The following is a 25,445-nucleotide window of genomic DNA, read 5'->3' as shown; positions in this document are numbered from 1 at the left end:
ATGGCCCGACAGGAACAGGACACCTGGCTGCGACGGTTCCACCCGTCCCCCGACGCCTCGGCCGAACTGGTGTGCTTCCCGCACGCGGGCGGCTCGGCGGCCTACTGGTTCGCCCTGTCCCGGCTGCTGACGCCGGCCGTCGAGGTGGTGGCCGTGCAGTACCCGGGACGCCAGGAGCGGCACCGCGAGGAGCCGGTCGGCGACCTCCACCTCCTGGCCGACCGGATCGCGGCCGTGCTGCCCCGACCGGGCGCCCGCCCCCGGCTCTTCCTGGGCCACAGCATGGGGGCGTCGCTCGCGTACGAGGTGGCCGTCCGTCTCGGGCGCGCCGGCGGCGGCCCGTCCGCCTTGCTGGTCTCCGGCCGTCCGGCGCCGTCCCGGCACCGCACCGGAGCCGACCGGCTGGGCGACGACCGGGCCCTGCTGGCGAAGGTGCGCGCCCTGGGCGGCACCGGTCCCGGTCTGCTCGACGACCCGGAGATGCGGGACCTGGTCCTGCCGGTGCTGCGCGCCGACTACGGGGCGCTGGCCGGGTACCTCCCGACGCACGCTCCCCCGTTGTCCTGCCCCGTGGTCGGGCTCACCGGGGACCGCGACACCGAGGCCGCGCCGGACGAGGTGGCGGCCTGGGGTGCGCATACCACCGGCCCGTTCGCCCTGCGGGTCTTCCCCGGTGGGCACTTCTTCCTCACCGATCACCTGGCCGACGTCGCCGACGCGGTCACCGGTCTGGCCGCCGGCCCGCTGCCGCTGCGCGCATGAGCGGCAGCCTGCTGGCCCTCAGCGATCTGCACGTGGCCTACGGAGAGAACGGCGCCGCCCTCGACGCCCTGCGGCCCCGGCACGAGGACGACTGGCTGCTGCTGGCCGGGGACGTCGGCGAGATCCTGTCCGACGTCGAGGCCGCCCTGCGGCTGCTCAGCCGGCGGTTCGCCAAGGTCGTCTGGGCACCCGGCAACCACGAGCTGTGGTCGCACCCACGCGATCCGGCGACCCTGCGGGGCCCGGCCCGCTATGAGCGCCTGGTCGACACGTGCCGCGCGCTCGGCGTCGTCACGCCGGAGGACCCGTACCCGGTCTGGCAGGGGCCCGGCGGTCCGGTGACGGTGGTTCCGCTGTTCCTGCTGTACGACTACTCGTTCCGGCAACCCGGCGTGCGGACCGCCCGGGAGGCCCTGGACCTGGCCGCCGAGCGCGGTGTGGTGTGCGCCGACGAGAGCCTGATCCACCCGGAGCCGTACCCGGATGCCGCCGCCTGGTGCCGGGCCCGGCTGGCCGTGACCGAGAGGCGGCTCGCCGCCCTGGGACCCGACGTCCGCACCGTGCTGGTGAACCACTTCCCCCTGGTCCGCGAACCGACCCGGGTGCTGCGCCATCCCGACTTCGCCCTGTGGTGCGGGACCGAGGCGACGGCCGACTGGCACCTGCGGTTCCGTGCCACGGCGGTGGTCTACGGCCATCTCCACATCCCCCGGACGACCTGGCACGACGGAGTCCGGTTCGAGGAGGTGTCGATGGGCTACCCGCGCGAATGGCGCCGCCGCGGCGACCGTCCGCCCGGCCCCCGGCTGATCCTGACGGGCCGCCCCGGCCTTCCGAAGGAGCGAGCGTGATACGCGATCTGCTGCCGTCCTGGGCGTCGTCCGCCGAGGTGTACGGCGATCCGCCCGAGGCCCGGCTGCACCCGGCAGAGGAGGCGGTGATCGCGCGAGCGGTCCCGTCACGACGCCGCGAGTTCACGTCCGTGCGCCACTGCGCCGCCCGGGCGCTGGGTGAACTCGGCGTGCCGTACCGTCCGTTGCTGCCCGGCGAGCGCGGAGCGCCGGGCTGGCCGGACGGCGTGGTGGGCAGCATGACGCACTGCCGGGGCTACCGCGCGGCCGTGGTGGCCCGCTCCCACGAGGCCGCGGCCCTCGGTGTGGACGCGGAGCCCGACGAGCCGCTGCCGCACGGCATGCTGGACACCGTCTCGCTGCCGCGCGAGCGGGTCCGGGTCCGCGAACTCGCCGCGCTGCGCCCGCACATCCACTGGGACCGGCTCCTGTTCAGCGCCAAGGAGTCCGTGTACAAGGCCTGGTTCCCGCTGACCGCGCGAGTCCTCGACTTCCACGAGGCCCACCTGCGGTTCGACCCCTGGCGCGGGACCTTCCGGGCCGACCTGCTGGTGCCCGGCCCGCTCGTCGGTGGCCGGGAGCTGCGTGCCTTCCACGGCCGCTGGGCGGCACAGCACGGCCTGCTGGCGACCGCGATCGCGCTCCCTCAGCCGGCCAGCGCCATCAGCCGGGCCAGCTCGGCCCGCGAGTTCACTCCCAACTTGCTGTAGATCCGGGTCAGATGGGCGTCGACGGTGCGCGGGCTCACGGTCAGGCGCTGGGCGATCTCCTTGGTCTTGCAGCCCTCCCCGGCGAGCGCCGCGACCTCCTTCTCCCGCAGGGTGAGGTCCGCGAACGCCCCCTCCGGTCCCGTGTCCGCCTCGCGCGCGGAGGCGACGCGAGCAGGCCGGTCGAGCTCCCGCGCCAGCTCCCGGGCCCGGGCTCCGGCCGGGCTTTCCGCGCCGAGCAGGTCCACGGCCTCCGCGTACACCCGGGCCGCCTCGCCGTTCTGCCGTCTGCTCAGCAGCGCGTGGCCGCGGGCCATCAGCGCGTGCCCGCGCTGCTCGGCTATCCCCACGGCGGCGGCCGCGTCCGCCGAGTGGGCCGCCCACTCGTCGACGACCTCCGCGGACATCCCGACCGTCTCAAGACCCGCCGTGACGGCGGCCGCCGCGAGCAGCTCGTAGCCGCGGGCGGCGAGCACCGCGACCGGTTCGGAGACCCGCCAGGCCTCCCGGCGCGGCAGCAGCAGCGCGAACGCGGCCTCGCCGTCGCCGGCCGCGAGGTGGGCCTCGGCCTGGAGCAGTGCGTTGAGCGGCGTCCGCGGGGATTCCAGCGGGTCCCCGGCCACCGGACGGGTGAGCCGCGCCGAGGGGTTGCGGCGGCCCAGCTGCGCCCAGGCCGCCTCCGTGATGGCGTCCGAGAGGCCGACGTGGTCGCTGCGGCCGGCCGCCGTGGCCACGTCCCGGCACTCCTGCGCCGCCGTCAGCGCGTCCGGCATGCGGCCGGACTGGTAGTGGACGTAGCCGAGGGTGTCCAGGAGCGGCGCGAGCAGATGGGCGTCGCCCCTGGCCCGTACGGCGGACAGCGCGCGCTCCGCGTGGCCGTGCGCCGGGCCGTACCAGCCCATGAGGGCCTCGGCCCAGCTCAGCAGGAGCAGCAGGGTGCTCTCCGGTTCGTCGGCCGGGCCGCTGTCGTCCAGTTCGTCGATGGTCTGGGCGGCGGCCACCAGCGCCCATTCGGCGGCGCAGGTGTCGCCCGCGACGACCGCGCACAGCCCGCGCAGCGTGAGCGCGCCGGCCTCGGCGACGGGACCCGCGCCCGCCGTGACGCGGACCAGCCGCTCGACATCGGCGCGGGCGGGCACCTGCCCTGCCAGCACCTTGCAGACGTGCCGGCGCAGCTGGAGCAGGGCCGCCGCCTCCGGGGCGGGTCCGGGTTCGGCGGAGAGTTCCGCGGCGATCAGGCCCTGGGCGTCCTCGTCCCGGCCGAGGGCGGCGAGGACGGCGGACAGGTAGGCCACGGTGCCGGCCCGGTCCACACCGGTCCGGGCGGCGGGGCCTGCCAGGATCTCCCGGACCAGCCGGACGACCCGGTCCGCGTCGCCGGCCGCGGCGAGGTGCTGGACGACCGACCGCCACAGCTCCTCGGTGACGGGTTCGTCGGCCTCCGCGGTGGCCGGTGCGCCGCCGGGTCCGTCCTCGTGGCCCCTTCCTCCGCCGTCCGCGGCGTGCGCGGCGCGGTCGAGCCGGATCGCGACCGTCAGCCAGTGCGCTGCGGCGGCCGGCCGGCTCAGGTGGAGGGCGAAGCGAGCAGCCGTGCCGAGGTCGCGCCGGTCGGCGTCGCCGATCCCGGAGCCGGCCTGCTCGATGTGCGGGGCCAGTTCGGTGGCAGGGGCGCCCAGCGCGCGCAGGCACGTCAGGGCCCGGCCGTGTGCGCCCGCCCGCCAGCAGCCATCGGTCGTCTCGTACAGGCCCCGGCCCAACAGGGGGTGACGGAAGGTCAGCAGTCCGGATTGGCTGGTGGGCCGCACCAGGTCGCGACGGCGCAGCTCGCCCAGGATCGCGCAGCTGCGGGCCCGGCTCACCGCGGCGACCTCGGCCACGGTGTCGACGGTGAAGGTGTCGCCGAGGACGGCCGCCGCTCGGACGACGGTCAGGGAGGACTCGTCGAGCGGTTCGAGTTCGGCGTGCAGGTGCACCGCGAACCCGCTCGCCGCGGGAACCGTCCCGGCTCCGGCTCCGGTGGCCTGCTGCTCCTCCTCGGCGAGGGCGAGCAGGTACAGCGGGACTCCCCCGGCGCGTTCCCGCAGCCGCGCCAGGCCGGGGGCGTCGGGCGCGGTGCGCAGCACGGCGGCGCTCTGCGCCAGGTCCAGGGCGGGCAGGTCGACGAGGTCGACGAGCCCCTGCTCGACGCCTTCGTGCAGGGGTGCGCGGACGGCGGCGGGGATCTGGCGGGGCCGGTGGGCGACCGCGACGGCCAGGCCGCCGGCGGCCGGCGAGTGGATCAGGGTGCCGAGGAGTTCGGCGGTGCCCGGGTCCGCCCAGTGGTAGTCGTCGAGGATGAGCAGCAGCCCGCCGGGGGCGGTGGCCAGGCTCGCGCCGATCAGCCGGCGCACCTCGGCGTAGTAGCCGCGGCCGCCTGTTCCGCGGCGGGCCTCGGGTCCCGGTCCTTGGGCGAGCAGGCTCAGCAGCGCGGCCGTCGGCGGCGTGGCCGCGCCGGTGGCGTCCTGGTCCTGCCAGGTGGAGAAGGCATGGACGAAGGGGCCGTGGGCGACGCCCGACTCGGCCTCCGCGCAGCGGCTGCGCAGTACCCGGACGCCACGGCGCTCGGCCTGCCGGGTCAGGGCGGTGAGCAGCCGGGACTTGCCGCTGCCCGGGTCCGCGGCGATCTCGGCCACCGCGGACCGTCCTTCCCTTGCTGCGTCCAGGAGCCTTTCCAGACAGGCGAGTTCGGTGGTGCGAATCGTGGCGGGCGGGGGGTTTCCGACGGCGGTGATGGTGGTGGTCACGGTGCGTCTCCTTCCCAGCGGCGGCCCGGAATCGAAATCGACCCGGACACAGCCTAGGAGACGGTTCTCTCTGCCAAGTCGCCTGTAACAGAAGGTTCATGGTGCCGATCCGGCCACGCCGCGCCCGGCCTTAGGCGAGCTTTAGAGCCCGGAGTGAGCCTGGCTCCCGCCGGGCGGCGTCCTGCCGCGCCGGCTCTCCGACATCCCGCCTGAGGAGTCGCCCGTGCCCACGCTTGGGGAGCCCGTCGCCGACCGCGCCGTACGCCGTGTGCCGATCGGGGACCGGACGGAACTGCTCGTCGACCTGGCGTCCGGGCAGCCGCTGCTGCGCCGGCTCGACCTGGTGATCGCCGGGACCGGCCGCCATCTGCGGCTGATCCGCGAGTTCCGCGGCGGCTCCACGGCCGACGAGGGGTTCGGCCCGGGCTGGTCCGTCTCGGCCGGGGGCGCGACCGCCGGGACCGGCGGCGACCCCTGGGGCTTCACCGACTCCCAGGGCCGGGTCACCACGCTGCACCGGGACGGCGAGGGCCGGTTCACCAAACTGCTCGATCCCTCGGGCGCCCAGGTCGCCGCGTTCGGCTACGACGCGGCGGGCCGGCTGGTCCGCGACGAGGACGCGAGCGGCGCCGTCACCGAGTACGCCTGGGACGACGCGGGCCGCCTGACCCGGATCACGCCGCCGCACGACGGTCCGGTGGAGCTCGGCCACACCGGTGACGGCCGGATCGCCCGGGTGGGCTGGGCCGGTCCGGACGGCCCGGTGCGGATCGGCTTCGGGTACGCCCCGGGGCGCACCACCGTGACCGGCCCGACCGGCGGGCGAACCGTGTACGCCTTCGACGCGGCCGGGCGGCCGACCGCGGTCACCGACGCTTTGGGCCGTATCGTCCGCCAGGAGTGGGACGGCGCTGGCCGGCCCACCCGCTCGACCGACGCCGCGGGCGGCACGCTGCTGCGCCGCTACGACGAACAGGGCCGCCCCGTCGCGCTGCGGCTCCCGACGTCCGGGGAGTTCTCGGCGGCGTACGACGATCCCGCCCACCCCGGCCTGCCCAGCACGCTGCGGAGCCCGGCCGGCCACGAGCTGCTGCTCGAACGGGACGCTGCGGGCCGGGTGGTGGGCACCCGGGTCGCAGGCCGCGCGGCGCCGCTCGACTCCCGGGCGTACCACCCCGAACACGGCAGGATCACGGAGTTCACCGACGGCAACGGGGCCACCACCGCCTTCCGCCACGACGCTGCGGGCAACCTCACGCAGGTCGTGCCGCCCCAGCCGCTGGGCGGCACCGTGGTCCGCTACGACGCGCTGTCCCGGATCACGGCCGTGACCTCCGGCGACGGCCGCACCCTCGGGCGGCACCATGACGCCCTGGGGCGCCCGGCCGGCGTCAGCGACGAGGACAGCGGGGAGACGCTGCTCGCGCTGAGCCACGACGGTCTGGGCCGGCCGGTCCGCAAGTCCGGCCCGGGCTGGTCGTACTCCTTCGACTGGGTCCGCACCGCGGGCGGGTCGCGGCTGAGCGGGGCCGTCCGGACCGACGACGAAGGCACGGAGGAGATACGCGCCGGGTACGACGCCGAGGGCCTGCCGGTCTCGCTCACCACGCCCGGCGGCACGACCCGCTACGCGCACGACGCCGCCGGCCGCCCCGCCTCCGTCACCACCCCGGCGGGCGGCACGGCCGTGCTGACCCATGACGCGGCCGGCCGGCTGACCTCGGTGGACTTCGGCCCGGCCGTCCAGGAGATCGGCCGCGACGCCTCGGGCCGGCCCACCTCGCTGACGGTGCGCGACTCCGCCGGGGAGGTCCTGCTCTCCGTGGAATACGGGTACAGCACGGGCGGCGGCGCGGACACCGGCGTCCTCCGGCACACCGTGGTCGACGGGGAGTTCACCGGCTACGGCTACGACACGCTGGGGCGCCTGGTGCGGGCGGGCGAGGTGGAGTACGCGTACGACGAGGCGAATCACCTGGTGCGCCTGGGCGAGGTGCGGTTCACCCTCAACTCCGCGGGCCAGGTGACCCGGTTCGGCGAGACCACGTTCGCGTACGACGGGGCGGGCAACTTCACCGAGGAGGAGAACCCCACCGGCTCCTTCGCGTACAGCCCCACCGGACAGACGCTGACCGGGGTGTTCGGCGGGCAGCGGGTGGTGGACATCGCCTACGACGGGCTCGGCCACGAGACTCCGCGGCGGATCACCGAGACCACGGTCGACGGACGCACCGTCACGCATGTCCTGACCCACAGCCATCTGGGCGTGGTCCGTGTGGCCGACGACGGGACGCCCACCGACTTCGTCCGCACGCCGGACGGCGCCCTGCTCGCCGTCCTCGCCGCGGACGGGCGCCGGTACTGGGCCGTGACGGATCATCAGGGCTCGGTGCTGGCGCTCCTCGACGAGCGGGGCGGGCTCGCCGCCCGGTACCGGTACACCCCGCACGGGGCGGTCACGGCCACCGGTGCGGCGGCGGCCGCCAATCCGTTCCGCTACCGGGGCGCGTACCAGCTGCTGCGCAGCGCCCATGTCCTGGACCACCACCTCTACAACGGGTTCTGGGGCCGCTTCACCCAGCCCGATCCGACCGGCCGGCACTACGCGCCGTACACCTTCGCCGACAACGACCCCCTCAACACCGGGACCTGGACGCGCGGCAGCTTCTGGGCCGTGCTGACCCGGACCGGCGAGCCCGCGACGGACGTGTTCTTCCCGTCCCCCGCCGGCTTCCTCCCGTCCCCCGGCGACGCGGGGCGGGCGAGCGCCGACGCCTTCACCGGGCCGGGCGCCGTTCCGGGCCGGCCGCCGCTGATCGCCGGGGCGCTTCCGTCCCCGACGCTGTGACCCTCCACGACACCCGCCGCACCCCCTACCGAGAGGAACCGCACCATGGCAGACCAGATCGTGATCCGCGTGCCCAAGGAGATCGTCGTCAAGGTGGTCGACGACGTGGAGGTGGCGGATCCGCAGGTCGGGCAGACCGGCACCTTCGACGACGAGCTGTTCGACGAGTCGGGCAAGCTGATCGGCACCTCGCACGGCTCGTTCCGGATCGAGTACGTCCGTCCCGGCGACGGCGGCCTGCTGACCTACTACACCGAGGACATCACCCTCGACGACGGCACGATCCACGCCGAGGGCTGGGCCGACTTCAACGACGTGCGCACCAGCGAATGGGTGCACTACCCGGCCACCGGGACCGGCGGCCGCTACGCGGGCCTGACCGGCTTCCGCACCTGGCGGATGACCGGCGTCCGGGCGTCCGCCGAGGCGCGGATCCTGCTGTCCGACTGAGCCCGTGGCACGCACCGGGAGAGAGTACGAGGAGTAGGCACTGATGACCGGTCGGGACGTACACATCCTCTCGGCGGCCTCCGCGCTGCCGGGACCCGCCGTGGACAACGCCGCGCTGGCCCGGCGGTTCGGCATGGATCCGCTGTGGGAGCAGTGGGTCGAGGCGTTCATCGGCACCAGGTCCCGCCATCTGGCGCTGGACCTGGAGTCCGGGCGGCTCACGAGTTCGCTGGCCGACCTGGCCGAGCTGGCGGGCCGGCGCGCGCTGGACGCGGCCGGCCTGACGGCCTCGGACGTGGACGCGGTGGTGCTGGGCACGGCCACCCCGGACCGGCTGATGCCCGCCACCGTGAACATCGTCGCGGACCGGCTGGGCATCGACCAGGTCCGTTCCTTCCAGCTGCAGTCCGGCTGCTCCGGGGCCGTGCAGGCGCTCGACGTGGCCCGGCAGATCCTGCTGAGCGGCGACGGCCGCCGGGTGCTGGTGCTCGGCGGGGACGTGATCGCCCGGTTCTACGACCTGACGGTGGACCTGAAGAAGACCGCGCCCGCCGAGCTGGTCAACTACGTGTTGTTCGGCGACGCGGCCGGGGCCGCGGTCCTCGGCGTCGAGCCGGGTCCCGGCTCGGCCCGGGTGCGGGGTCTCTTCACCCGCCTGGTCGGCCTGGGCCGGGAGCCCGGGGCCGTCCTGGAGTGGTTCGGTCCGGCCGACCGGGACCGGGATCCGGACCGGCCGGCCGCGACGGAGGACTACAAGGCCATCGAGGAGCACGTCCCCGTGCTGGCCGAGGAGGTGCTGGCGGAACTGCTGGCCGGAGCCGGCTGGCAGCCGCACGACGTGGACCTGCTGCTGCCGCCGCAGCTGTCCGGCCGGATGACGAGCCTGATCTCCAAGCGGCTGGCGCTGCCGGCCGCCGAGGACGTCTCGGTCGTGGACGAGGCCGGCAACAGCGGCAACGCGATCGTCTTCCTCCAGCTGGAGCGAGCCCTCGCCGGCCGGCTCGGGCCGGGGCGGCGGGCGGTCGGCATCTCCATCGAGTCCAGCAAGTGGATCAAGTCCGGCTTCGCTCTGGAGGGGAACTGAGATGGCGACGGAGTCCCTGAGCGACCTGCACCGGGCGGGGCGGCTCGCCGAACGCTATCCGGACGTCGCGGGGCTGCTGGCCCACCTGCCGGAGGAGGAGCTGGTCCGCGCAGGCCGGCTGCTGGCCCGGCTCGATCCGGAGACCGTGCTCGCCGCCCATCCGTCGGTGCCGGCACCGCTGGTCGCGGTGACCGGGCACGGCACCCTGTCGGCTCTGGTCCCCTCGCTTGCCGTCGAGTTCGCCCGGCACGGGCTGCTGGCGCGGACACGACTCTCCGACTTCGACGGCTGGGTCTTCGATCTCGTCGACCCGAACAGCTCCCTGTACACGGCCGCGCCCGCGTTCGCGCTGTGCGTGCTGGATCCGGCAGTGGTCGCCGACGAGCTCCCGGCGCCGTGGCGGGTCACGGACGTGGAGCGGGTGCTGGAAGAGAAGCTGGCCGTGATCGAGCGGGCCGCCGCGGTCTTCGCGGGCGCCGCGCCCGGCGGCACTCTGGTACTCAACACCCTTCCGTTGCCTCGTGAGTTGACCGCGCAGTTGATCGACCGCCGGGCCCGGGCCCGACTGGGTGTGCTGTGGCGGGAGGCGAACGTCCGGCTGCTGCGGCTGGGCGAGGAGCGGCCCGGGGTGGTGACGGTCGACCTCGATCCGCTGCTCGCCGAGGGCGTGCCGGCCCGGGACGTACGCCAGAGCGTGTACGCGAAGGCGCATCTGTCCGAGGCGCTGCTCGCCGGCTTCGCCCGCGAGGTGGGCCAGCTGGCCCGGCAGTCGGCCGGCGGCGGCAAGAAGGTGCTGGCGCTGGACCTCGACAACACGGTGTGGGGCGGGGTGCTGGGCGAGGTCGGGCCCGAGGGCATCGAGACCGAGGGGAGCTACCGCGGCGAGGCGTTCCGCCGGTTCCAGCGGGTTGCCGCGCAGCTCGGCTCGCAGGGCGTGCTGCTCGCCGCCGTCAGCAAGAACGACCAGGAGCCGGTGGTCAAGACGCTGCGCGAGCATCCCGGACTGGCCCTGCGCGAGGAGGACTTCGTCCGGATCCGGGCCAACTGGGCCCCCAAGCACGACAACCTGACCGAGCTGGCCCGCGAGCTCAACGTGGGCGTGGACAGCGTCGTGTTCGTCGACGACAGCTCCTTCGAGTGCGGCCTGGTGCGCCGGGAGCTGCCCGGGGTGGCCGTGGTGCAGGTCGACGAGGAGCCGGCGCTGCACGTGCCGCGGCTGCTCGCCGAGGGCTGGTTCGACGTGCGCGAGCTGACCGCGGAGGACGTCGCGCGGCCGGTCCGCTACCGGGAGGAGCAGGCCCGGCAGGACTTCCTGGACGGCTTCGACTCGCTGGAGGGCTACCTGCGCGAGCTGGACGTCTCCGTGACGCTTGCTCCGGCCGGCCCCGAGCAGTACGGCCGGGTGTCCCAACTGACCTTGCGGACCAATCAGTTCAACCTCACCACCGGCCGGCTCCAGCCCGCCGAGGTGCAGGCGCTCGCCGAGGATCCGGCCGCCTCGGTGCTCGCCGTCTCCTCGGCCGACCGGTTCGGGGACAACGGGCTGGTCGGCGCGGTGCTGCTGCGCCGCGACGGCGACACCGTGCACATCGACAACTTCCTGCTGAGCTGCCGGGTGTTCTCCCGCGGCATAGAGACGACGGTGCTGGCGGCGGTGCTGCGCGAGGCCCGGGAGAGCGGCGCCGGGCAGGTGCTCGCGGCCTACCGGCGGACCGCGAAGAACGGCAAGGTCGCCGACTTCTATCCGCGCGCGGGCTTCGCCGGGGTCGGCACCGGCCCGGACGCGGCGGCGTTCCGGCACGGCCTGGACCCACTGCCGGAGCCCGCGGACCACATCCGACTCACGGCCCGGTTCGACGCCGCGCCCCCGAAGGGAAGTACCCCGTGAAGACCGTGGAGGACTTCGTCCTGCTGCTGCAGGACGAGCTCGCCCTGTCCGTGACCGCCGAGGACCTCGGTCGCGGCTTCGACGCCGTCGAGTCCTGGGACTCGGTGCACCTGCTGGCCCTGTGCACGGCTCTGGAACGGGAGACCGGACGGTCCCTGTCGCTGGCCGACGCGCTGGAGGCGGAGAGCCTGGAGGGGCTGTACCGGCTGGCGGTGGGGCCGTGACCGACGAGGGTGGGCAGCTGCCCCGGCAGCGCCGGCACACGCTGTTCTTCCTGGAGGCCGTGCGCGACTTCGCGCCGGTCTTCCTGGACACCGAGGTGGACATGAGCCGGGTGCTGGCGCACCGGGCCGCCGCGGCGGAGCGCGAGGGCGTGCGCTACGCGGTCTCCGCGTACGTGCTGCGGGCCGCCGGCCGGGTCCTGGCCGCGCACCCCGACGCGAACGCGGCGATCCAGGGCGGCCCGCGCAGGCCGCGCGTCGCGCACTACCCGTTCGTCAACGGCAAGCTGGCCCTGGACCGGACCCTGGAGGGCCGGCGGGTGGTGCTGGGGACCGTCGTGCCGGATCTCCAGGACGCCGAACTGTCCGTCGTCCAGAAGCACATCGACCGGGTGCGGGACGGGGACCCGGAGGTTCTGGAGGACTTCGAGGGCATCCGCAGGCTGCACCGGCTGCCCTGGGCGGAGGGCCGGCGGGCGTTCCGGCAGGCCGCCGGGTCGCTGGCGTCGCGGCCGCACCTGACCGGGACGTTCTCGGTGACCTCGCTGGGCCACCGCGCCGTGGACTCGTTCCACTCGGTCGGCGGCACGACCACCACCTTCGGGGTGGGCCGGATCCTGGACCGGCCGGTCGTCCGGGACGGGCAGATCGTGATCGCGCCGGTGCTGCGGCTGAGTCTGGCGTTCGACCACCGGGCCATCGACGGCGCCGAGGCCGCCGACGTACTGACCGAGGTGAAGGAGGTGCTGGAGAGCGCATGAACGACATCGCCGAGCTGAAGAACTTCGTGGTGGCGCACACCCGTTCGCAGGGGCTGCCGCCCGAGACGTACGATCCGCTCCTTGACCGGATCCGGCACGACGGGGACGGCACCCCCGGCTCCTGGGTGCGCGAGTGGAGTGCGGAGGCGGCCCGGCTGGCAGACGCCGGCAAGCCGCTGGAGGCGTCCGTGCACTACAACATGGCGCGCTTCCCGTTCGTGGACGGCGCGGCCCGGGCCACGGCGCTGGAACGCTGTACGGCGGCCTTCGCCGAGTGGGCGGCCGGCTTTCCGGCGATCAGCCGGCTGGACCTGGAGCTTGCCGGGGGGCGCGTGCGATGCTGGACGGTGGGCCTGGACGCAGACGTCCCCAGGCCGCTGCTGGTGATGACCGGGGGCATCGTGTCGGTCAAGGAGCAGTGGGCTCCGGTGCTGCTCCAGCTCGACCGGTTGGGCTTCGCCGGACTGGTCACCGAGATGCCCGGGGTCGGCGAGAACACCCTGCCGTTCGACGCGGACGCGCACCGGATGTTCTCCGGCCTCCTGGACGCGGTCGAGGGCCGGGCCGACACCGCGCGGACCTACGCGCTGGCGCTCAGCTTCAGCGGTCATCTGGCCCTGCGGGCGGCCCTGTCCGACGAGCGGATCCGGGGCGTGGTCGGCGCCGGGGCGCCGCTGCACGACTTCTTCACCGACGCCCGGTGGCAGCGCGGGGTGCCGCGCGTCACCACCGACACGCTCGCGCACCTGGCGGGCAGCACGCCCGGGGAGGTCTACGGGCTGCTCGCGGGCCGGGCGCTGGGGCCGGAGGAGCTGGCGGCGCTGCGTATCCCGGTGGCGCACGTGACCAGCCTCCGCGACGAGATCATCCCACCCGGGGACGCTCGGCTGCTGCGCGAACGGGTGCGCTCGGTGCGGCTGCTGGAGCACGACGACGTGCACGGCTCGCCGCGGTTCTTCGCGCAGACCCGGCTGTGGACGCTGCTGTCGGTGCTGCGGATGCACGGCGGGTACCGGGAGCAGCGGATCGCGCTCACACGGGAGTTCGCCCGGCTGCGCTACGCGTCGTCGGCGCGGGCGCGCACGGCGGTGCGGGCGTGAGCGGCGAGGCGGGCGTGAGCGGGGCGGGCGTGAGCGGGGCGGGCGTGAGCGGGGCGGGCGTGAGCGGCGAGGCGGGCGTGGGCGGGGCAGACGTGAGCGCGGTTGTGAACGGCGGTACGGGTGTGAGCGGCGGGGCGGGGGTGGGCAGGGCGACGGCCGGGCCGGCCGGTGAGCGATGTCTGCGCAGTGTGCTGGGGCGGTTCGCGACCGGGGTGGTCGCGGTCGCCACACGGGACCCAGGGACCGGCGAGCGGGCCGGGCTGGCCGCGAACTCGTTCTGTTCGGTGTCCCTGGATCCGCCGCTGGTCTCCTTCTGCGTCGCGCACACGAGCTCCAGCTGGCCACGGATCCGGGCGGCCGGACAGCTCGGGATCTCCATCCTGGGGGCCGGTCAGCGGGAGGCGGCGACGCGGCTCGCGGTGCGCGGCGGCGACAAGTTCGCGGGGCTGCCGTGGTCGGCGTCCCCCGGCGGGGCCCCCGTGCTGGACGGGGCGCTGGCATGGCTGGAGTGCACGATCGAGGCGGAGCATCCGGCGGGCGACCACGTGATCGTGGTGGCCCGGGTGCTCCGCCTCGACGCGTCGCGGGAAGGGGAGCCGCTGCTGTTCTTCCGCGGGGAGTTCGAGCGGATCAGTCGCTGACGGCCCGCCCGGCCCCGGGGCCCTCGGCGGACCGGGGCGGGGCCGCGAAGGCCCGCAGAAAGGTGTCCACGCCGGCGGTGACGACGCGCCGGACCTGCTCGGGGTCGAGCGGCCGGGTGCCCAGCGCGCTCAGGCCCGGCAGCTCCTCGTAGACGAGGGCGATGAACTGGTTGGCCGCCCGCTCGGGGTCCACGATCCGCAGGTGTCCGGCGTTGGCGAGCCGGGCGAGACGGCCGGCCAGCGCGTCGGTGAACTGGTTGGGGCCGCTGGCGCGGACCTCGTCGAACAGGTCGGGGAAGCGGACCGCCTCGGCGTACAGGAGCCGCCGGACCGACTCGGACTGCTCGTCGCAGTAGCAGTCGACGAGCTTGTGGGCGACGTCCTCCAGGCCGGGGCGCAGCCCGTCGGGGTCGGTCGGGAAGGAGTCCAGGACGTCGAGGGTCTTGGCGTTGGAGCGGGCCGCGGTCTCGGTCATCACGTGCCGGAAGAGGTTCTCCTTCGACCCGAGGTGGTTGTAGATCGTGGGCTTCGCGACCCCCGCCTCGGTGGCGATCAGGTCGAGGCTCGCCTGGCTGTAGCCGACGCGTGCGAAGACCCGCAGGGCCGCCTCCACGATGGCCCGCCGCTTGTCCATCCGGCCCCGGTCCGCCGGAACCGCCTTCGTCTTCGGGGTCTCGCCAACGCTCATGCGCCCATGCTACCGTCACAGCCACAAAATTTAACTACCCAGTTCAAATTGATAGGCACTACGGTTCAAAGGAGTTGCCGTGTCTGCAACAAAGACGGCGGAGGGCGGGCCCGCCCGGCTCGATTCCGGGCTGCTCACGCTGCTGGGCGTGATGGTGCTCGGCGGGATGATGTCCTACCTGGACGCGACGATCGTCAACGTCGGAATCTCCACCTTGAGCAGCGAGTTCACGGTCACGCTGGCCACCATCGAGTGGGTCACCACCGGCTATCTGCTGGCGGTCGCCCTGGCCATCCCGCTGGCCGGCTGGGCGCTGGTCCGCTTCGGTGCCAAGCGCATGTGGCTGCTCGGGCTCACGGTCTTCCTGGTCGGCTCGACGCTGGCCGCCTTCGCCTGGAACGCCGAGTCACTGATCGCCTTCCGCGTCCTGCAGGGCCTCGGCGGCGGCATGATCGACCCGATCATGATGACCGTGGTCGCGGGCGCCGCCGGCCCCGAGCGCATCGGCCGGGTGATGGGCCTGATCTCCGTGCCGATCACCCTCGGCCCGGTCGTCGGCCCGATCATCGGCGGACTGATCCTGGACGGCCTGACCTGGCAGTGGCTGTTCCTGGTGAACATCCCGTTCGCGCTCGCCGCCATCCTGCTGGCGATCAAGGTGCTGCCCGCCGACCCGCCGCCGAGCGGCGACCCGGTGCCGCTCGACGCCCTCGGCGTGTTCCTGCTCTCCCCCGGTTTCGCCGCGCTCGTGTACGCGCTCTCCCAGGCCGGCGCGCACGGCTTCGGCAGCACCCGCGTGATCGTCGGCCTCGCCGTGGGCCTCGCGCTGTTCGCCGCGTACGCCGTGCACGCCCTGCGCACCGACAAGACCCCGCTGCTCGACCTGCGGCTGTTCGCCAGCAAGGGCTTCACCGCCAGCGTCACCACCATGTTCCTGCTCGGCGGCGGCCTGTTCTCGCTGCTCTTCCTGCTCCCGCTGTACTACCAGCAGGTGCACGGGAGCAGCGTGCTGGAGTCCGGGCTGCTGCTCGCGCCGCTCGGCCTGGGCACCCTCATCGGCATGCCGCTGGCCGGCAACCTGGCCGACCGGTTCGGCGCCCGGGTCCTCGTCCCGACCGGCGCCCTGCTGATCGGCGCGGGCGCGCTGGTCTTCACCGGGTCCGGGGCCGACAGCTCCCAGGTGCTGCTCACCGCCGCCCAGCTCGCCACCGGATTCGGCATGGGCCTGGTCGGCGCGCCGACCATGAGCTCGGTGTACCGGACAGTGCCCGGCGAGGCCGTCGCCGGGGCGACCGGTGCGGTGTTCATCCTGAACCAGATCGGCGCCTCGCTCGGCATCGCCGTCGTCGCGCTGATCCTGCAGGGCGGCGGCGCGCACGCCACCCCGACGACCGAGAGCTTCGGCGACGCCTTCTGGTGGCCGGTGGCGGCCGCCGTGGTCGTCTTCCTCGCCGGACTCCTGCTGCCGGGCCGGCCGCAGCCCGCCCCCGAGGCCGCCCCGGCCGACGCCTCGGCCGAGCCCGTCGCCGACCCGGCCTAGGGTCCGGCCGGGCGCCGTGCCACCCCCGTCGCGGCGCCCGGCCGGTATCCGCCCCTCGTCCTGCCACCACCTCTCCGAGGAGGACCCCATGACCACCGCCGGCAACGCCCCGGTCCCGCTCTCCGTGCTCGACGTCGTCCCGGTCTTCGAGGACGGCTCCGCCACCGCCGCCCTGCACGACACCGTGGCGCTCGCCCCACGCGTCGAGGCCCTCGGCTACCACCGCTACTGGGTCGCCGAGCACCACAACACCCCCAGCCTGGCCACCTCCGCGCCGGCCGTCCTCATCGGTCGGCTGGCCGCCGCCACCGGCACCCTGCGAGTGGGCTCCGGCGGCGTGCTGCTGCCCAACCACGCCCCGCTGGTGGTCGCCGAACAGTTCGGCACCCTGGAGGCCCTGCACCCCGGCCGCGTCGATCTGGGCCTGGGACGCGCCCCCGGCACCGACCCGGTCACCGCGCGCGCCCTGCGCCGCTCACCGGAACGCGGCGAGGACGACTTCCCGCGCCAGATCGCCGAACTGGACGGCTACTTCGCCCCCGGCGACCCCGCCTCCGGCATCACCGCCGTGCCCGCCGCCGACGGCCGGCCCGAGCTGTGGATGCTCGGCTCCAGCCCGGCCAGCGCCGCGGCCGCGGGCGCGCTCGGCCTGCCGTACGCCTTCGCCCACCAGATCAACCCGCACGCCACGGCCTTCGCCCTCGAGCGCTACCGCGAGGCGTTCCGGCCGTCCCGGTACCTGGACCGGCCGCGCACCCTCGTCTCGGTCCTGGCCACCGTCGCCGACACCGACCGGGACGCCCGCACGGTCGCCTCGCCCTACCTGCTCGGCAAGATAAGGATGCGCACGGTCCGGCGCTTCGACGCCTTCCCCTCCGCCCGCACGGCCGCCGCGCATGCGTACGGCAGCGCCGAACGGGCCTTCCTCGACGAGCTCCTCGAGCCGCAGCTGGTCGGTTCGCCGGAGACGGTCCAGGACAAGCTCGCCGACCTGCTCGCGCGTACCGGCGCGAACGAGGTGATGGCCCTGACGGTGGTGCACGGCCAGGAGGAGCGGCTGCGCTCCTTCGAACTGCTGGCCCGGGCGGCCGCCGGCACGCCGGTCCCGGTCCCCGGCGCCGACGACGGTTCAGTCCGGCTTTAGCCCCCGCCGCGACAGTGGCCCCGGCCCCCGCACTCGTCAATCGCACGGAGTTCGTCATGCACACGCGCCGTCCGGCCCTCAGAGCCGTCCTGCTGTCCACCCTCGTCCTCGCCGCCGTCCCCGCCTGCTCCGCGGGCGGGGGCGCCGCTCCGGCCGCCGACGCCAAGCCGGTGAACGGCGGGAAGCTCGTCTACGCCACGGACAGCGAGCCGGACTGCTGGGACCCGCACACCAGCGCCCAGGACGTCACCGCGTTCGTCCAGCGGCCGGTCTTCGACTCGCTGGTCTACCAGACCCCCGAGGGCAAGCTGAAGCCCTGGCTGGCGAAGTCCTGGAAGGTCGGCGCGAACGGCACCTCGTACACCTTCACTCTCCGCGACGACGTCACCTTCCACGACGGCAGCAAGCTGGACGCGGCGGCCGTCAAGGCCAACTTCGACCACATCACCGACAAGAAGACCCAGTCGCAGTACGCGGCCGGACTTCTCGGCCCGTACTCGGGCGCCACGGTGAAGAGCCCGACCGAGGTCGAGGTGCGCTTCAGCCGCCCCTACGCCCCGTTCCTCCAGGCCGCCAGCACGACCTACCTGGGCATCGCGGCGCCCGCCTCGCTCACGTCCGGCGCCGACAAGCTCTGCGCCGGCAACGCCTCGGTGGGCAGCGGGCCCTTCAAGGCCGGCGCGTACACCCGGGGCCAGCAGCGCGGCTACACCAAGAACGCCGGCTACGCCTGGGCCCCCGAGGGCGCGGGCGGCACCGGCCCGGCCCGGCTGGACTCCTTCACGCTGCGCTTCATCACCGAGGACGCCACCCGGGTCGGCGCCCTGACGTCCGGTCAGGTCGACGCGGCCGGCGCGGTCCCGCCCCAGCAGGCGGGCGTGGTCAAGCGCGACACCCGGCTCGCACTGAGCAGCAAGGCGGTGCCCGGCGCGGTCGACGCCTTCTACCTCAACACCCGCGGTCCGCTGTTCTCCGACGTCCGGGTCCGCCGGGCGTTCAAGCTCGCCATCGACCTCGACGCGGTGGTCGGCTCGGTCTTCCAGGGCACCGGCGCCCGGGCCTGGAGCATCCTCTCCCCCACCACCCCGGACAGCTACGACGCCTCGCTGGAGAAGAGCTGGCCGCACAACCCGCGGCAGGCCGCCGAGTTGCTCGACGAGGCGGGCTGGACGGGGCGGAACGCCGAGGGCTACCGCACCAAGGGCGGCAAGGTGCTCACCGTCGTCGCCCCGGTCTACGGCAAGGCCAGCCTGTTCTCGCAGGCGGTGCAGGGCGACCTGAAGAAGGCCGGCATCAAGCTGGACCTGCACGCCTCCACCGACGCCGCCGAGGTCTCCGGCCGGCTGGACTCCGGCCGGTACGACGTGGTCGAGACGTCCTGGGCGCGAGCCGACGGCGACATCCTGAGCCACTTCTTCCTGTCCACCGAGACCTCCGCGGGCGGCGGGCACAACTTCGCCCGGGTCGCCGACCCGCAGGTCGACCGCTGGCTCAAGGAGGCCCAGGCGGCGCCGGACGGCGAGCAGCGCGCCGCGCTCTACGCCAAGGTGCAGCGCTGGACGCTGGACCAGGCCGCGGTGGTGCCCGCGTACGTCGAGCAGTCCACGGTGGCCGTGAACAAGAAGGTGCACGGGCTGCGCCAGTCGATCTCGGGCTGGCCGGAGTTCTACGGCGCCTGGGTCGAGGCCCGCTGATGCCGGCGGTCGTCCGGTACCTCGCCGCCCGGCTGGGCGCGGCCGCCCTGGTCGTGTGGGGCGCGGCGACCCTGGCCTTCGTGGTGCTGCAACTCGTACCGGGCGACCCGGTCGACGCGGTGGTCGGCTCCAACGCGCTGCTGGACGCCGAGCAGCGGGAGGACCTGCGGCACCGCTATGGGCTCGACGAGCCGCTCGTCGTCCAGTACGCGACCCATCTCGGCCGGCTCGCCACCGGCGACCTGGGCGACTCGTACCAGCTCCAGCAGCCGGTGATCCGGGTGCTGGCGGACCAGCTCGGGCCGACGCTGGAGCTGGCGCTGTACGCCACGCTGGTGGCTCTGGTGCTGTCGGTCGCGGTGACTCTGCTGACCACCGGGCGGGCCCGCTGGCCGCGCCGGGTGTCGGCGTTCTTCGAGCTGGTGGTGGTGTCCACCCCGTCGTTCTGGCTGGGGATCATGCTGCTGACGGTGTTCTCCTTCCGGCTCGGCTGGTTCCCGGTCTCCGACAGCGGCGACGGGCGTTCGCTGGTGCTGCCCGTGCTGACGCTGGCGCTGCCGATCGCGGCGGTGCTCACCCAGGTGATGCGCGAGGGACTCCTCGACGCGCTGGAGCAGCCGTTCGCGCTCACCGCCCGGGCGCGCGGGCTGCGCGAGCCCGCCGTGCGGTCCCGGCACGCGCTGCGTCATGCCGCGCTGCCCGCGCTGACGCTGGCGGGCTGGTTCACCGGCTCACTGCTCGGCGGTGCCGTGGTGGTGGAGAACGTGTTCGCCCGCTCCGGCATCGGCCGGGTCGCGCTGCAGGCGGTCGGCGGCCGGGACCTTCCGGTGATCCAAGGCGTGGTGGCGCTGTCGGCGGTCGCCTTCGTGGCGATCGGCGCGCTGGTGGAGGTGCTGTACGTGGTGGTGGATCCGCGGCTGCGGAAGGGGACCGGGGTGGTGGCCGCATGAGCGCCCGGATACGCGGCGTCCGGCCGTCCGTGTGGGCGGCCGGGGCCGGGCTCGCCCTGATCCTGCTCGCGGCGCTCGCGCCCGGGCTGTTCACCGGGGTCGGCGCCATCGACACCGATCCGCTGAACGCGCTGCGCCCGCCGGACGGCGCGCACTGGTTCGGCACCGATCAGCTGGGCCGGGACGTGTACGCCCGGGTGGTGCACGGCACCCGCTACTCGCTGGCCATCGGTGCGGCGGCGACCGGTGCGGGCGTCGCGGTCGCCGTCGTGTGGGGCCTGGCCGCCGCCCTGTCCGGGCGGGTCGGGGACGCGCTGCTGATGCGCACGGCCGACGCACTGCTCGCCCTGCCCGGGCTGCTGCTCGCGCTGCTGGTGGTGCTGGTGGCCGGCAAGGGGGTCGTCGGGACGACGATCGCGGTGGCCGTCGGCACGGCCCCCGGGTTCGCCCGGGTGGTGCGCGCGCAGGCCCTGGTCGTGCGCCGCTCCGGGTACGTGGAGTCGGCGGTCGCCCTCGGGGTGCCGCGCCCGCTGATCGTGGTCCGGCACGTGCTGCCGAACACGCTCGGTCCGCTGCTGGTGCTGGCCACGGTGACCCTCGGCGCGGCCATCTCCACCGGCTCGGCGCTGAGTTATCTGGGGCTCGGGGCGCAGCCGCCGACCCCCGAGTGGGGCGCGATGCTCACCGAGGGCCAGGGCTTCCTGGACCAGGCGTGGTGGATCGCCCTCTTCCCCGGACTGCTGCTGCTGTGCACGGTCCTCGCGGTCACGGTGGTGGGCCGTCACACACAGAACCGAGCCGAAGGACGGGCCTTCTCATGAGCGGTGTACGCGAGACCGGCGTACGGACCGCCAGGACGTGGCGGACCGGTGTCCGCGCGTCGGCCGCGGCGGCCCGGCCCGGGCCGGACGCTCCCGCGCACGACGGGCCGCTGATCGAGGTGACCGATCTGGACGTCCGGTTCGGCAGCGGCCCCGGACAGGTGCACGCCGTGCGCGGCGCGTCGCTGGAGCTGACCGCGGGCCGCTGCCTGGCTCTGGTCGGCGAGTCCGGGTCCGGCAAGAGCGCCCTGGCCCGCAGCCTGCTCGGGCTTGCCGGGCCCACCGCCTCGGTGGGCGCGGCGCGGCTGCGGCTGTTCGGGCAGGACGCGCGGGAGTTCGGCGACCGCGAGTGGCGCGGCGTACGGGGCCGGCGGATCGGCCTGGTGGCGCAGGACGCGCTGGTCGCGCTCGACCCGCTGCGGCCGGTGGGCAAGGAGATCGCCGAACCGCTGTTGGCCCATCGTCTCGTGCCCCGGCAGCAGGCCGGCCGGCGGGTGCTGGAGCTGCTTCGGCGGGTCGGGGTGCCGGAGCCGGCCGAGCGCGCGGCGAGCTACGTCCATCAGCTGTCCGGCGGGCTGCGCCAGCGGGCTCTGATCGCCTCCGCCCTGGCGGCGGACCCCGGGGTGATCGTCGCGGACGAGCCGACCACCGCCCTGGACGCCTCCGTGCAGGCCCGGATCCTCGCCCTGCTCGGGGAGTTGAAGGCGGGCGGCACCGGGCTGCTGCTGATCAGTCATGACCTGGCCGTGGTCGAGGCGCTGGCCGACCGGGTGGCGGTGATGAAGGACGGCCGGATCGTCGAGTCCGGCCCGGTACGGGAGGTGCTGGAGCAGCCGCGGCATGCCTACACCCGGGCGCTCCTCGCAGCAGTGCCCGGCAGCCGGCGGCGGCCTGCGCCCACCGCCGTCACCGCGGGCGAGCCGCTGCTGGTGGCCCGCGATCTGGTGAAGGAGTTCACCGGGGCGCGCGGCGGCCGGCGCACCGCCGTGGCCGACGTGTCGTTCGCGCTGCGGCCCGGCGAGTCGCTCGGCCTGGTCGGCGAGTCCGGGTCCGGCAAGTCCACGCTGGCCCGGCTGGTGCTGGGCCTCGCGGCGCCCGACGCCGGGGACGTCCTGCTGGCGGGCCGGGCGTGGAGCGCGGCGCCCGAGCGGGAGCGGCGCCCTCGCCGCGGCGACATACAGCTGGTGCCGCAGGATCCGCTCAGCGCCTTCGACCCGCGCTGGAGCGTGGAGCGGATCGTCGGCGAGGGGCTGGCCGCGTCCGGAACGGCGCGCCCGGAACGGCGCGAGCGGACGCTGACGCTGCTGGAGCGGGTCGGACTGTCCGAGGAGCATCTGGCGCGCCGGCCCGCGGCCCTGTCCGGCGGCCAGCGGCAGCGGGTGGCGATCGCCCGGGCCCTGGCGCCGGAGCCCCGGCTGCTGGTGTGCGACGAGCCGGTGTCGGCGCTCGACGTGTCCGTGCAGGCGCAGGTCCTGGACCTGCTGCGGGAGCTGCAGAGCTCGCTCGGTCTGGCGACGCTGTTCATCTCGCACGACCTGGCGGTGGTCCGGGAGGTCTGCGCCCGGGTGATGGTGATGAAGGACGGCCGGATCCTGGAGTCCGGCCCGGTGGAGGAGGTCTTCGCGGCTCCCTCCCACCCCTACACCCGGGCATTGCTGGCGGCTGTGCCGAAGCGGGCGCGGGCGGTGCCGGACCGGAGGGCGGGCACGGCCGACGGGGCCGGTCCGGACCGGAGGGCGGGCACGGCCGACGGGGCCGGTCCGGACCGGAGGGCGGGCACGGCCGACGGGGCCGGTCCGGACCGGAGGGCGGGCACGGCCGACGGGGCCGGTCCGGACCGGAGGGCGGGCACGGCCGACGGGGCCGGTCCGGACCGGAGGGCGGGCACGGCCGACGGGGCCGGTCCGGACCGGAGGGCGGGCACGGCCGACGGGGCCGGTCCGGACCGGAGGGCGGGCACGGCCGACGGGGCCGGTCCGGACCGGAGGGCGGGCACGGCCGACGGGGCCGGTCCGGCACAAGAGCGGCTTTAGATCCGGCCAACAGGGCGCTGCCAGCGTAGGCGTGCCCCATCCCGTCCCAGCCGGAGGTCAGCGTCCATGCCCCGCCCACCAGCCACCCCGCGCGCGTCGAGACTCCCGTCCCTGACGGGACTGAGGTTCGTCGCGGCGCTGCTCGTCTTCGCCTTCCACACCACCTGGCAGACCCGCTACGTCACCGGGTCCGGCGGCGAGGCGCTCGGTGACGTGTTCGCCAACGCCGGGTTCTACGGCGTCAGTTTCTTCTTCGTCCTCAGCGGCTTCGTACTGACCTGGTCGGCGCGGGCGGACGACACCGCGCCGCGGATCTGGCGCCGCCGACTGGCCAAGATCTACCCCAACCACCTGGTCACCTTCGTCCTCGCGGCCCTGCTGATGCTCATCGCCGCGGATCCCTTCACCGCCAAGGGCACGCTGGCCAATCTCTTCCTGCTCCAGGCCTGGTTCCCCGACATCACCGTGCCCAACACGATGAACGCGGTGAGCTGGTCGCTGTCGGTGGAGCTGTTCTTCTACCTGAGCTTCCCGTTCCTGCTGCGCCTGCTCGACCGGGTGCCGACCGCCCGACTGTGGCCGGTCGCCGTCACCCTCGGCGCGTTCACGGTGCTCGCTCCGGTGGTCGGACAGTACGCCGTCACCGGGACCCCGCTGCCGTTCATCGACGACGGCACGCTGTCCTTCGAGCAGATCTGGTTCGTCTACTTCTTCCCGCCGGTCCGCGCCCTGGAGTTCGTCCTCGGCATGGTCGCCGCCCGCCTGGTGCTCGCCGGGGCGTGGCCGCGGTTCGGCCTGCTGCCGGCCGGGCTGCTCGCCGTCGCCGGATACGCCGTCAACTCGCTGGTCCCGTACCTGTACGGGGTCGCCGGCACCGCCGCGCTGTGGCTGACCCCGCTGGTGGCCGCCACCGCGCTGGCCGACGAGCGCGGCGAGCGGTCCCCGCTGGGCGGCCGGGTGGCGGTCCGGCTCGGGGAGCTCTCGTTCGCGTTCTACATGGTGCACGGCCTGGTGGTGTCGTACGGCCACCGCTGGCTGATCGCCGGACACGACCTGTCCGCGGCCGCCGGGGCCGGCCTGCTGGCTGCGGCGCTGCTGGTCGCCCTGGCGCTGGCGTACGTCCTGTTCCGCTGGGTGGAGACGCCGCTGGTCCGGCTGCTCGGCTCGCCCCGGCCCGTACCGCTCGCACCCGTTCCGGTAGCCGCGCCGCACACCGCCACCCTGGAGGCCAAGGAATGACCGAGACGATCGGGACGACGGGGACGGCCGCGGCCCCGCCCGCCTATCCCCAGGCCCGCAGCTGCCCCTTCCAGCCGCCGGCCGGCTACGACAGTTACAGCGCCGAGGGACCCGTGTCCCTCGTCGAGCTGTACGACGGCCGCCGCGTGTGGGCGGTCAGCGGCCACGAGGAGGCCCGCAAGGTGCTGCTCGACGCCGCCACCTTCTCCTCCGACCGCGTCCACCCGCACTACCCGGCCACCGCGCCGCGCTTCGAGGCCGCCCGCAAGGTCCGCAACTTCATCGGCATGGACCCGCCGGAGCACACCGTGCAGCGGCGCATGCTGCTCTCCACGTTCACGGTGAAGAAGGTGAACGCGCTCCGGCCGGGCATCCAGAAGCTGGTCGACGAGCTCATCGACGCGATCGAGGCCAAGGGCCCGACCGCCGACCTGGTGCCGGACTTCGCGCTGCCGGTGCCGTCCATCGTCATCTGCGAGCTGCTCGGCGTCCCGTACGCGGATCATGCCTTCTTCGAGCAGCAGTCGCGCCGCGTGGTGACCGGCACGACCTCGCTGGAGGACAGCACCGACGCCTTCGCCCAGCTGAGCTCCTATCTGGACGGGCTGATCCGGCGCAAGGAACAGGAGCCCGGCGACGGCCTCCTGGACACGCTGATCGCCGAGCAGCTCGCGCCCGGACACCTCTCGCACCGCGACCTGGTCGACATCGCGCTGCTGCTGCTGGTCGCCGGGCACGAGACCACCGCCAGCGCGATCGCCCTCGGGGTGCTGACCCTGCTGCAGCACCCCGAGCAGCTCGCCGCGCTGCGGACCGACGCCGCTCTGCTGCCGACGACGGTGGAGGAGTTGCTGCGCTACATGGCCATCGCCGACGGGGTGGCCCGGTTCGCCACCGTCGACACCGAGCTCGCCGGCCATCGGATCAAGGCCGGCGACGGGGTGATCGTGGTGATCTCGACCGCCAACCGGGACGAGGACGCCTTCCCCGGGGCGGACGCCTTCGACGTGGCGCGCGGCGCGCGCCACCACATCTCCTTCGGCCACGGGGTGCACCAGTGCATCGGCCAGAACCTGGCCCGCGCCGAGATGGAGATCGCCCTGTCCACCCTGTTCCGCCGGCTGCCGGGGCTGCGCCTCGCCGTGCCGTCGCGCACCCTGCCGCTCAAGGAGCCGGGCGGCGTGCAGGGCATCTGGGAACTGCCCGTCACCTGGTGAAAGAACCGCGGGACGCGATCGCA

General features: G+C 74.5%; 20 protein-coding genes and 1 pseudogene. 19 read left to right on the top strand and 2 right to left on the bottom strand.

Annotation, left to right across the window (positions count from 1 at the left end):
- The 3 genes from OG361_RS38420 to OG361_RS38410 are packed head-to-tail and all read left to right on the top strand — an operon-like array spanning position 1 to position 2,323.
- The gene (locus OG361_RS38420; RefSeq protein WP_405861166.1) at positions 1-762 is read left to right on the top strand and encodes a thioesterase II family protein; all 762 of its coding nucleotides are present in this window, start codon (positions 1-3) and stop codon (positions 760-762) included.
- Positions 759-1,613, top strand: coding sequence for a metallophosphoesterase family protein (locus tag OG361_RS38415; RefSeq protein WP_405861164.1), 855 nt, complete (start codon positions 759-761; stop codon positions 1,611-1,613). Before OG361_RS38420 ends, OG361_RS38415 begins: the two co-directional genes overlap by 4 nt.
- Positions 1,610-2,323, top strand: coding sequence for a 4'-phosphopantetheinyl transferase (locus OG361_RS38410; protein ID WP_405861162.1), 714 nt, complete (start codon positions 1,610-1,612; stop codon positions 2,321-2,323). Before OG361_RS38415 ends, OG361_RS38410 begins: the two co-directional genes overlap by 4 nt.
- Here OG361_RS38410 and OG361_RS38405 read toward each other — a convergent pair.
- Positions 2,260-5,103 carry an AAA family ATPase gene (locus OG361_RS38405; RefSeq protein ID WP_405861160.1) on the bottom strand — a complete coding sequence of 948 codons (2,844 nt, stop codon included), beginning with the start codon at positions 5,101-5,103 and terminating at the stop codon, positions 2,260-2,262. The genes OG361_RS38410 and OG361_RS38405 overlap by 64 nt on opposite strands.
- A gap of 223 nt (positions 5,104-5,326) precedes the next feature.
- Here OG361_RS38405 and OG361_RS38400 point away from each other — a divergent pair, with 223 nt between their 5' ends.
- Genes OG361_RS38400 through OG361_RS38365 form a run of 8 tightly spaced genes read left to right on the top strand, consistent with a single transcriptional unit; the run spans position 5,327 to position 14,096 of the window.
- Entirely contained in the window at positions 5,327-7,951 is a 2,625-nt protein-coding gene (locus tag OG361_RS38400; RefSeq protein ID WP_405861158.1) for a DUF6531 domain-containing protein, read from the top strand.
- Positions 7,952-7,996: 45 nt separating this feature from the next.
- Positions 7,997-8,401 carry an allene oxide cyclase barrel-like domain-containing protein gene (locus tag OG361_RS38395; protein WP_405861156.1) on the top strand — a complete coding sequence of 135 codons (405 nt, stop codon included), beginning with the start codon at positions 7,997-7,999 and terminating at the stop codon, positions 8,399-8,401.
- Positions 8,402-8,444: 43 nt separating this feature from the next.
- Positions 8,445-9,485, top strand: a complete 1,041-nt coding sequence (locus tag OG361_RS38390; RefSeq protein ID WP_405861154.1) for a 3-oxoacyl-ACP synthase III family protein — start codon at positions 8,445-8,447, stop codon at positions 9,483-9,485.
- Between the two features lies 1 nt (position 9,486).
- The gene (locus OG361_RS38385; RefSeq protein ID WP_405861152.1) at positions 9,487-11,373 is read left to right on the top strand and encodes an HAD-IIIC family phosphatase; all 1,887 of its coding nucleotides are present in this window, start codon (positions 9,487-9,489) and stop codon (positions 11,371-11,373) included.
- On the top strand, positions 11,370-11,597 hold the full coding sequence (locus tag OG361_RS38380) for an acyl carrier protein (RefSeq protein WP_405861150.1): 228 nt from the start codon (positions 11,370-11,372) through the stop codon (positions 11,595-11,597). Before OG361_RS38385 ends, OG361_RS38380 begins: the two co-directional genes overlap by 4 nt.
- Positions 11,594-12,355 carry a 2-oxo acid dehydrogenase subunit E2 gene (locus OG361_RS38375; RefSeq protein ID WP_405861148.1) on the top strand — a complete coding sequence of 254 codons (762 nt, stop codon included), beginning with the start codon at positions 11,594-11,596 and terminating at the stop codon, positions 12,353-12,355. Before OG361_RS38380 ends, OG361_RS38375 begins: the two co-directional genes overlap by 4 nt.
- A complete protein-coding gene (locus OG361_RS38370; protein ID WP_405861146.1) occupies positions 12,352-13,455 on the top strand; it encodes an alpha/beta hydrolase in 1,104 nt (367 codons plus the stop codon). Before OG361_RS38375 ends, OG361_RS38370 begins: the two co-directional genes overlap by 4 nt.
- A complete protein-coding gene (locus OG361_RS38365) occupies positions 13,452-14,096 on the top strand; it encodes a flavin reductase family protein (protein ID WP_405861144.1) in 645 nt (214 codons plus the stop codon). Before OG361_RS38370 ends, OG361_RS38365 begins: the two co-directional genes overlap by 4 nt.
- On the opposite strand, the gene OG361_RS38360 is transcribed toward OG361_RS38365, so the two are convergent.
- A complete protein-coding gene (locus tag OG361_RS38360) occupies positions 14,086-14,784 on the bottom strand; it encodes a TetR/AcrR family transcriptional regulator (RefSeq protein WP_405861142.1) in 699 nt (232 codons plus the stop codon). The genes OG361_RS38365 and OG361_RS38360 overlap by 11 nt on opposite strands.
- A 79-nt stretch (positions 14,785-14,863) precedes the next feature.
- Between OG361_RS38360 and OG361_RS38355 the strand changes: the two genes are divergently transcribed.
- From OG361_RS38355 to OG361_RS38320, 8 genes and pseudogenes are all read left to right on the top strand, one after another.
- Entirely contained in the window at positions 14,864-16,324 is a 1,461-nt protein-coding gene (locus tag OG361_RS38355) for a DHA2 family efflux MFS transporter permease subunit (RefSeq protein ID WP_405861140.1), read from the top strand.
- A gap of 88 nt (positions 16,325-16,412) precedes the next feature.
- Complete coding sequence (locus OG361_RS38350; protein WP_405861138.1) at positions 16,413-17,468, top strand: LLM class flavin-dependent oxidoreductase; 1,056 nt, start codon at positions 16,413-16,415, stop codon at positions 17,466-17,468.
- Between the two features lie 56 nt (positions 17,469-17,524).
- On the top strand, positions 17,525-19,162 hold the full coding sequence (locus tag OG361_RS38345) for an ABC transporter substrate-binding protein (RefSeq protein WP_405861136.1): 1,638 nt from the start codon (positions 17,525-17,527) through the stop codon (positions 19,160-19,162).
- Positions 19,162-20,112 carry an ABC transporter permease gene (locus OG361_RS38340; RefSeq protein ID WP_405861134.1) on the top strand — a complete coding sequence of 317 codons (951 nt, stop codon included), beginning with the start codon at positions 19,162-19,164 and terminating at the stop codon, positions 20,110-20,112. The genes OG361_RS38345 and OG361_RS38340 overlap by 1 nt, the downstream gene beginning before the upstream one ends.
- Positions 20,109-20,933 carry an ABC transporter permease gene (locus OG361_RS38335; RefSeq protein WP_405861132.1) on the top strand — a complete coding sequence of 275 codons (825 nt, stop codon included), beginning with the start codon at positions 20,109-20,111 and terminating at the stop codon, positions 20,931-20,933. Before OG361_RS38340 ends, OG361_RS38335 begins: the two co-directional genes overlap by 4 nt.
- 110 nt (positions 20,934-21,043) lie before the next feature.
- A pseudogene (locus OG361_RS38330) lies at positions 21,044-22,630 on the top strand (dipeptide ABC transporter ATP-binding protein); the annotation flags it as partial.
- A gap of 402 nt (positions 22,631-23,032) precedes the next feature.
- Positions 23,033-24,205, top strand: coding sequence for an acyltransferase family protein (locus OG361_RS38325; protein WP_405861130.1), 1,173 nt, complete (start codon positions 23,033-23,035; stop codon positions 24,203-24,205).
- A complete protein-coding gene (locus tag OG361_RS38320) occupies positions 24,202-25,422 on the top strand; it encodes a cytochrome P450 (protein ID WP_405861128.1) in 1,221 nt (406 codons plus the stop codon). The genes OG361_RS38325 and OG361_RS38320 overlap by 4 nt, the downstream gene beginning before the upstream one ends.
- The last annotated feature ends 23 nt before the right edge of the window (positions 25,423-25,445 follow it).

Origin of the sequence: Streptomyces sp. NBC_00090, from assembly GCF_045160815.1 — a bacterium.
Classification (GTDB): Bacteria; Actinomycetota; Actinomycetes; order Streptomycetales; family Streptomycetaceae; genus Streptomyces.
Note: the sequence above shows the minus strand (reverse complement) of the source record. Positions and strands in the feature narration are given on the sequence as shown.

Bases quoted from the DNA above. Each gene is read 5' to 3' on its own strand.
- OG361_RS38420 (WP_405861166.1), top strand. From the start codon at position 1: ATGGCCCGACAGGAACAGGACACCTGGCTGCGACGGTTCCACCCGTCC.
- OG361_RS38415 (WP_405861164.1), top strand. From the start codon at position 759: ATGAGCGGCAGCCTGCTGGCCCTCAGCGATCTGCACGTGGCCTACGGA.
- OG361_RS38395 (WP_405861156.1), top strand. From the start codon at position 7,997: ATGGCAGACCAGATCGTGATCCGCGTGCCCAAGGAGATCGTCGTCAAG.
- OG361_RS38390 (WP_405861154.1), top strand. From the start codon at position 8,445: ATGACCGGTCGGGACGTACACATCCTCTCGGCGGCCTCCGCGCTGCCG.
- OG361_RS38385 (WP_405861152.1), top strand. From the start codon at position 9,487: ATGGCGACGGAGTCCCTGAGCGACCTGCACCGGGCGGGGCGGCTCGCC.
- OG361_RS38370 (WP_405861146.1), top strand. From the start codon at position 12,352: ATGAACGACATCGCCGAGCTGAAGAACTTCGTGGTGGCGCACACCCGT.
- OG361_RS38360 (WP_405861142.1), bottom strand. From the start codon at position 14,784: ATGAGCGTTGGCGAGACCCCGAAGACGAAGGCGGTTCCGGCGGACCGG.
- OG361_RS38350 (WP_405861138.1), top strand. From the start codon at position 16,413: ATGACCACCGCCGGCAACGCCCCGGTCCCGCTCTCCGTGCTCGACGTC.
- OG361_RS38345 (WP_405861136.1), top strand. From the start codon at position 17,525: ATGCACACGCGCCGTCCGGCCCTCAGAGCCGTCCTGCTGTCCACCCTC.
- OG361_RS38340 (WP_405861134.1), top strand. From the start codon at position 19,162: ATGCCGGCGGTCGTCCGGTACCTCGCCGCCCGGCTGGGCGCGGCCGCC.
- OG361_RS38335 (WP_405861132.1), top strand. From the start codon at position 20,109: ATGAGCGCCCGGATACGCGGCGTCCGGCCGTCCGTGTGGGCGGCCGGG.
- OG361_RS38325 (WP_405861130.1), top strand. From the start codon at position 23,033: ATGCCCCGCCCACCAGCCACCCCGCGCGCGTCGAGACTCCCGTCCCTG.
- OG361_RS38320 (WP_405861128.1), top strand. From the start codon at position 24,202: ATGACCGAGACGATCGGGACGACGGGGACGGCCGCGGCCCCGCCCGCC.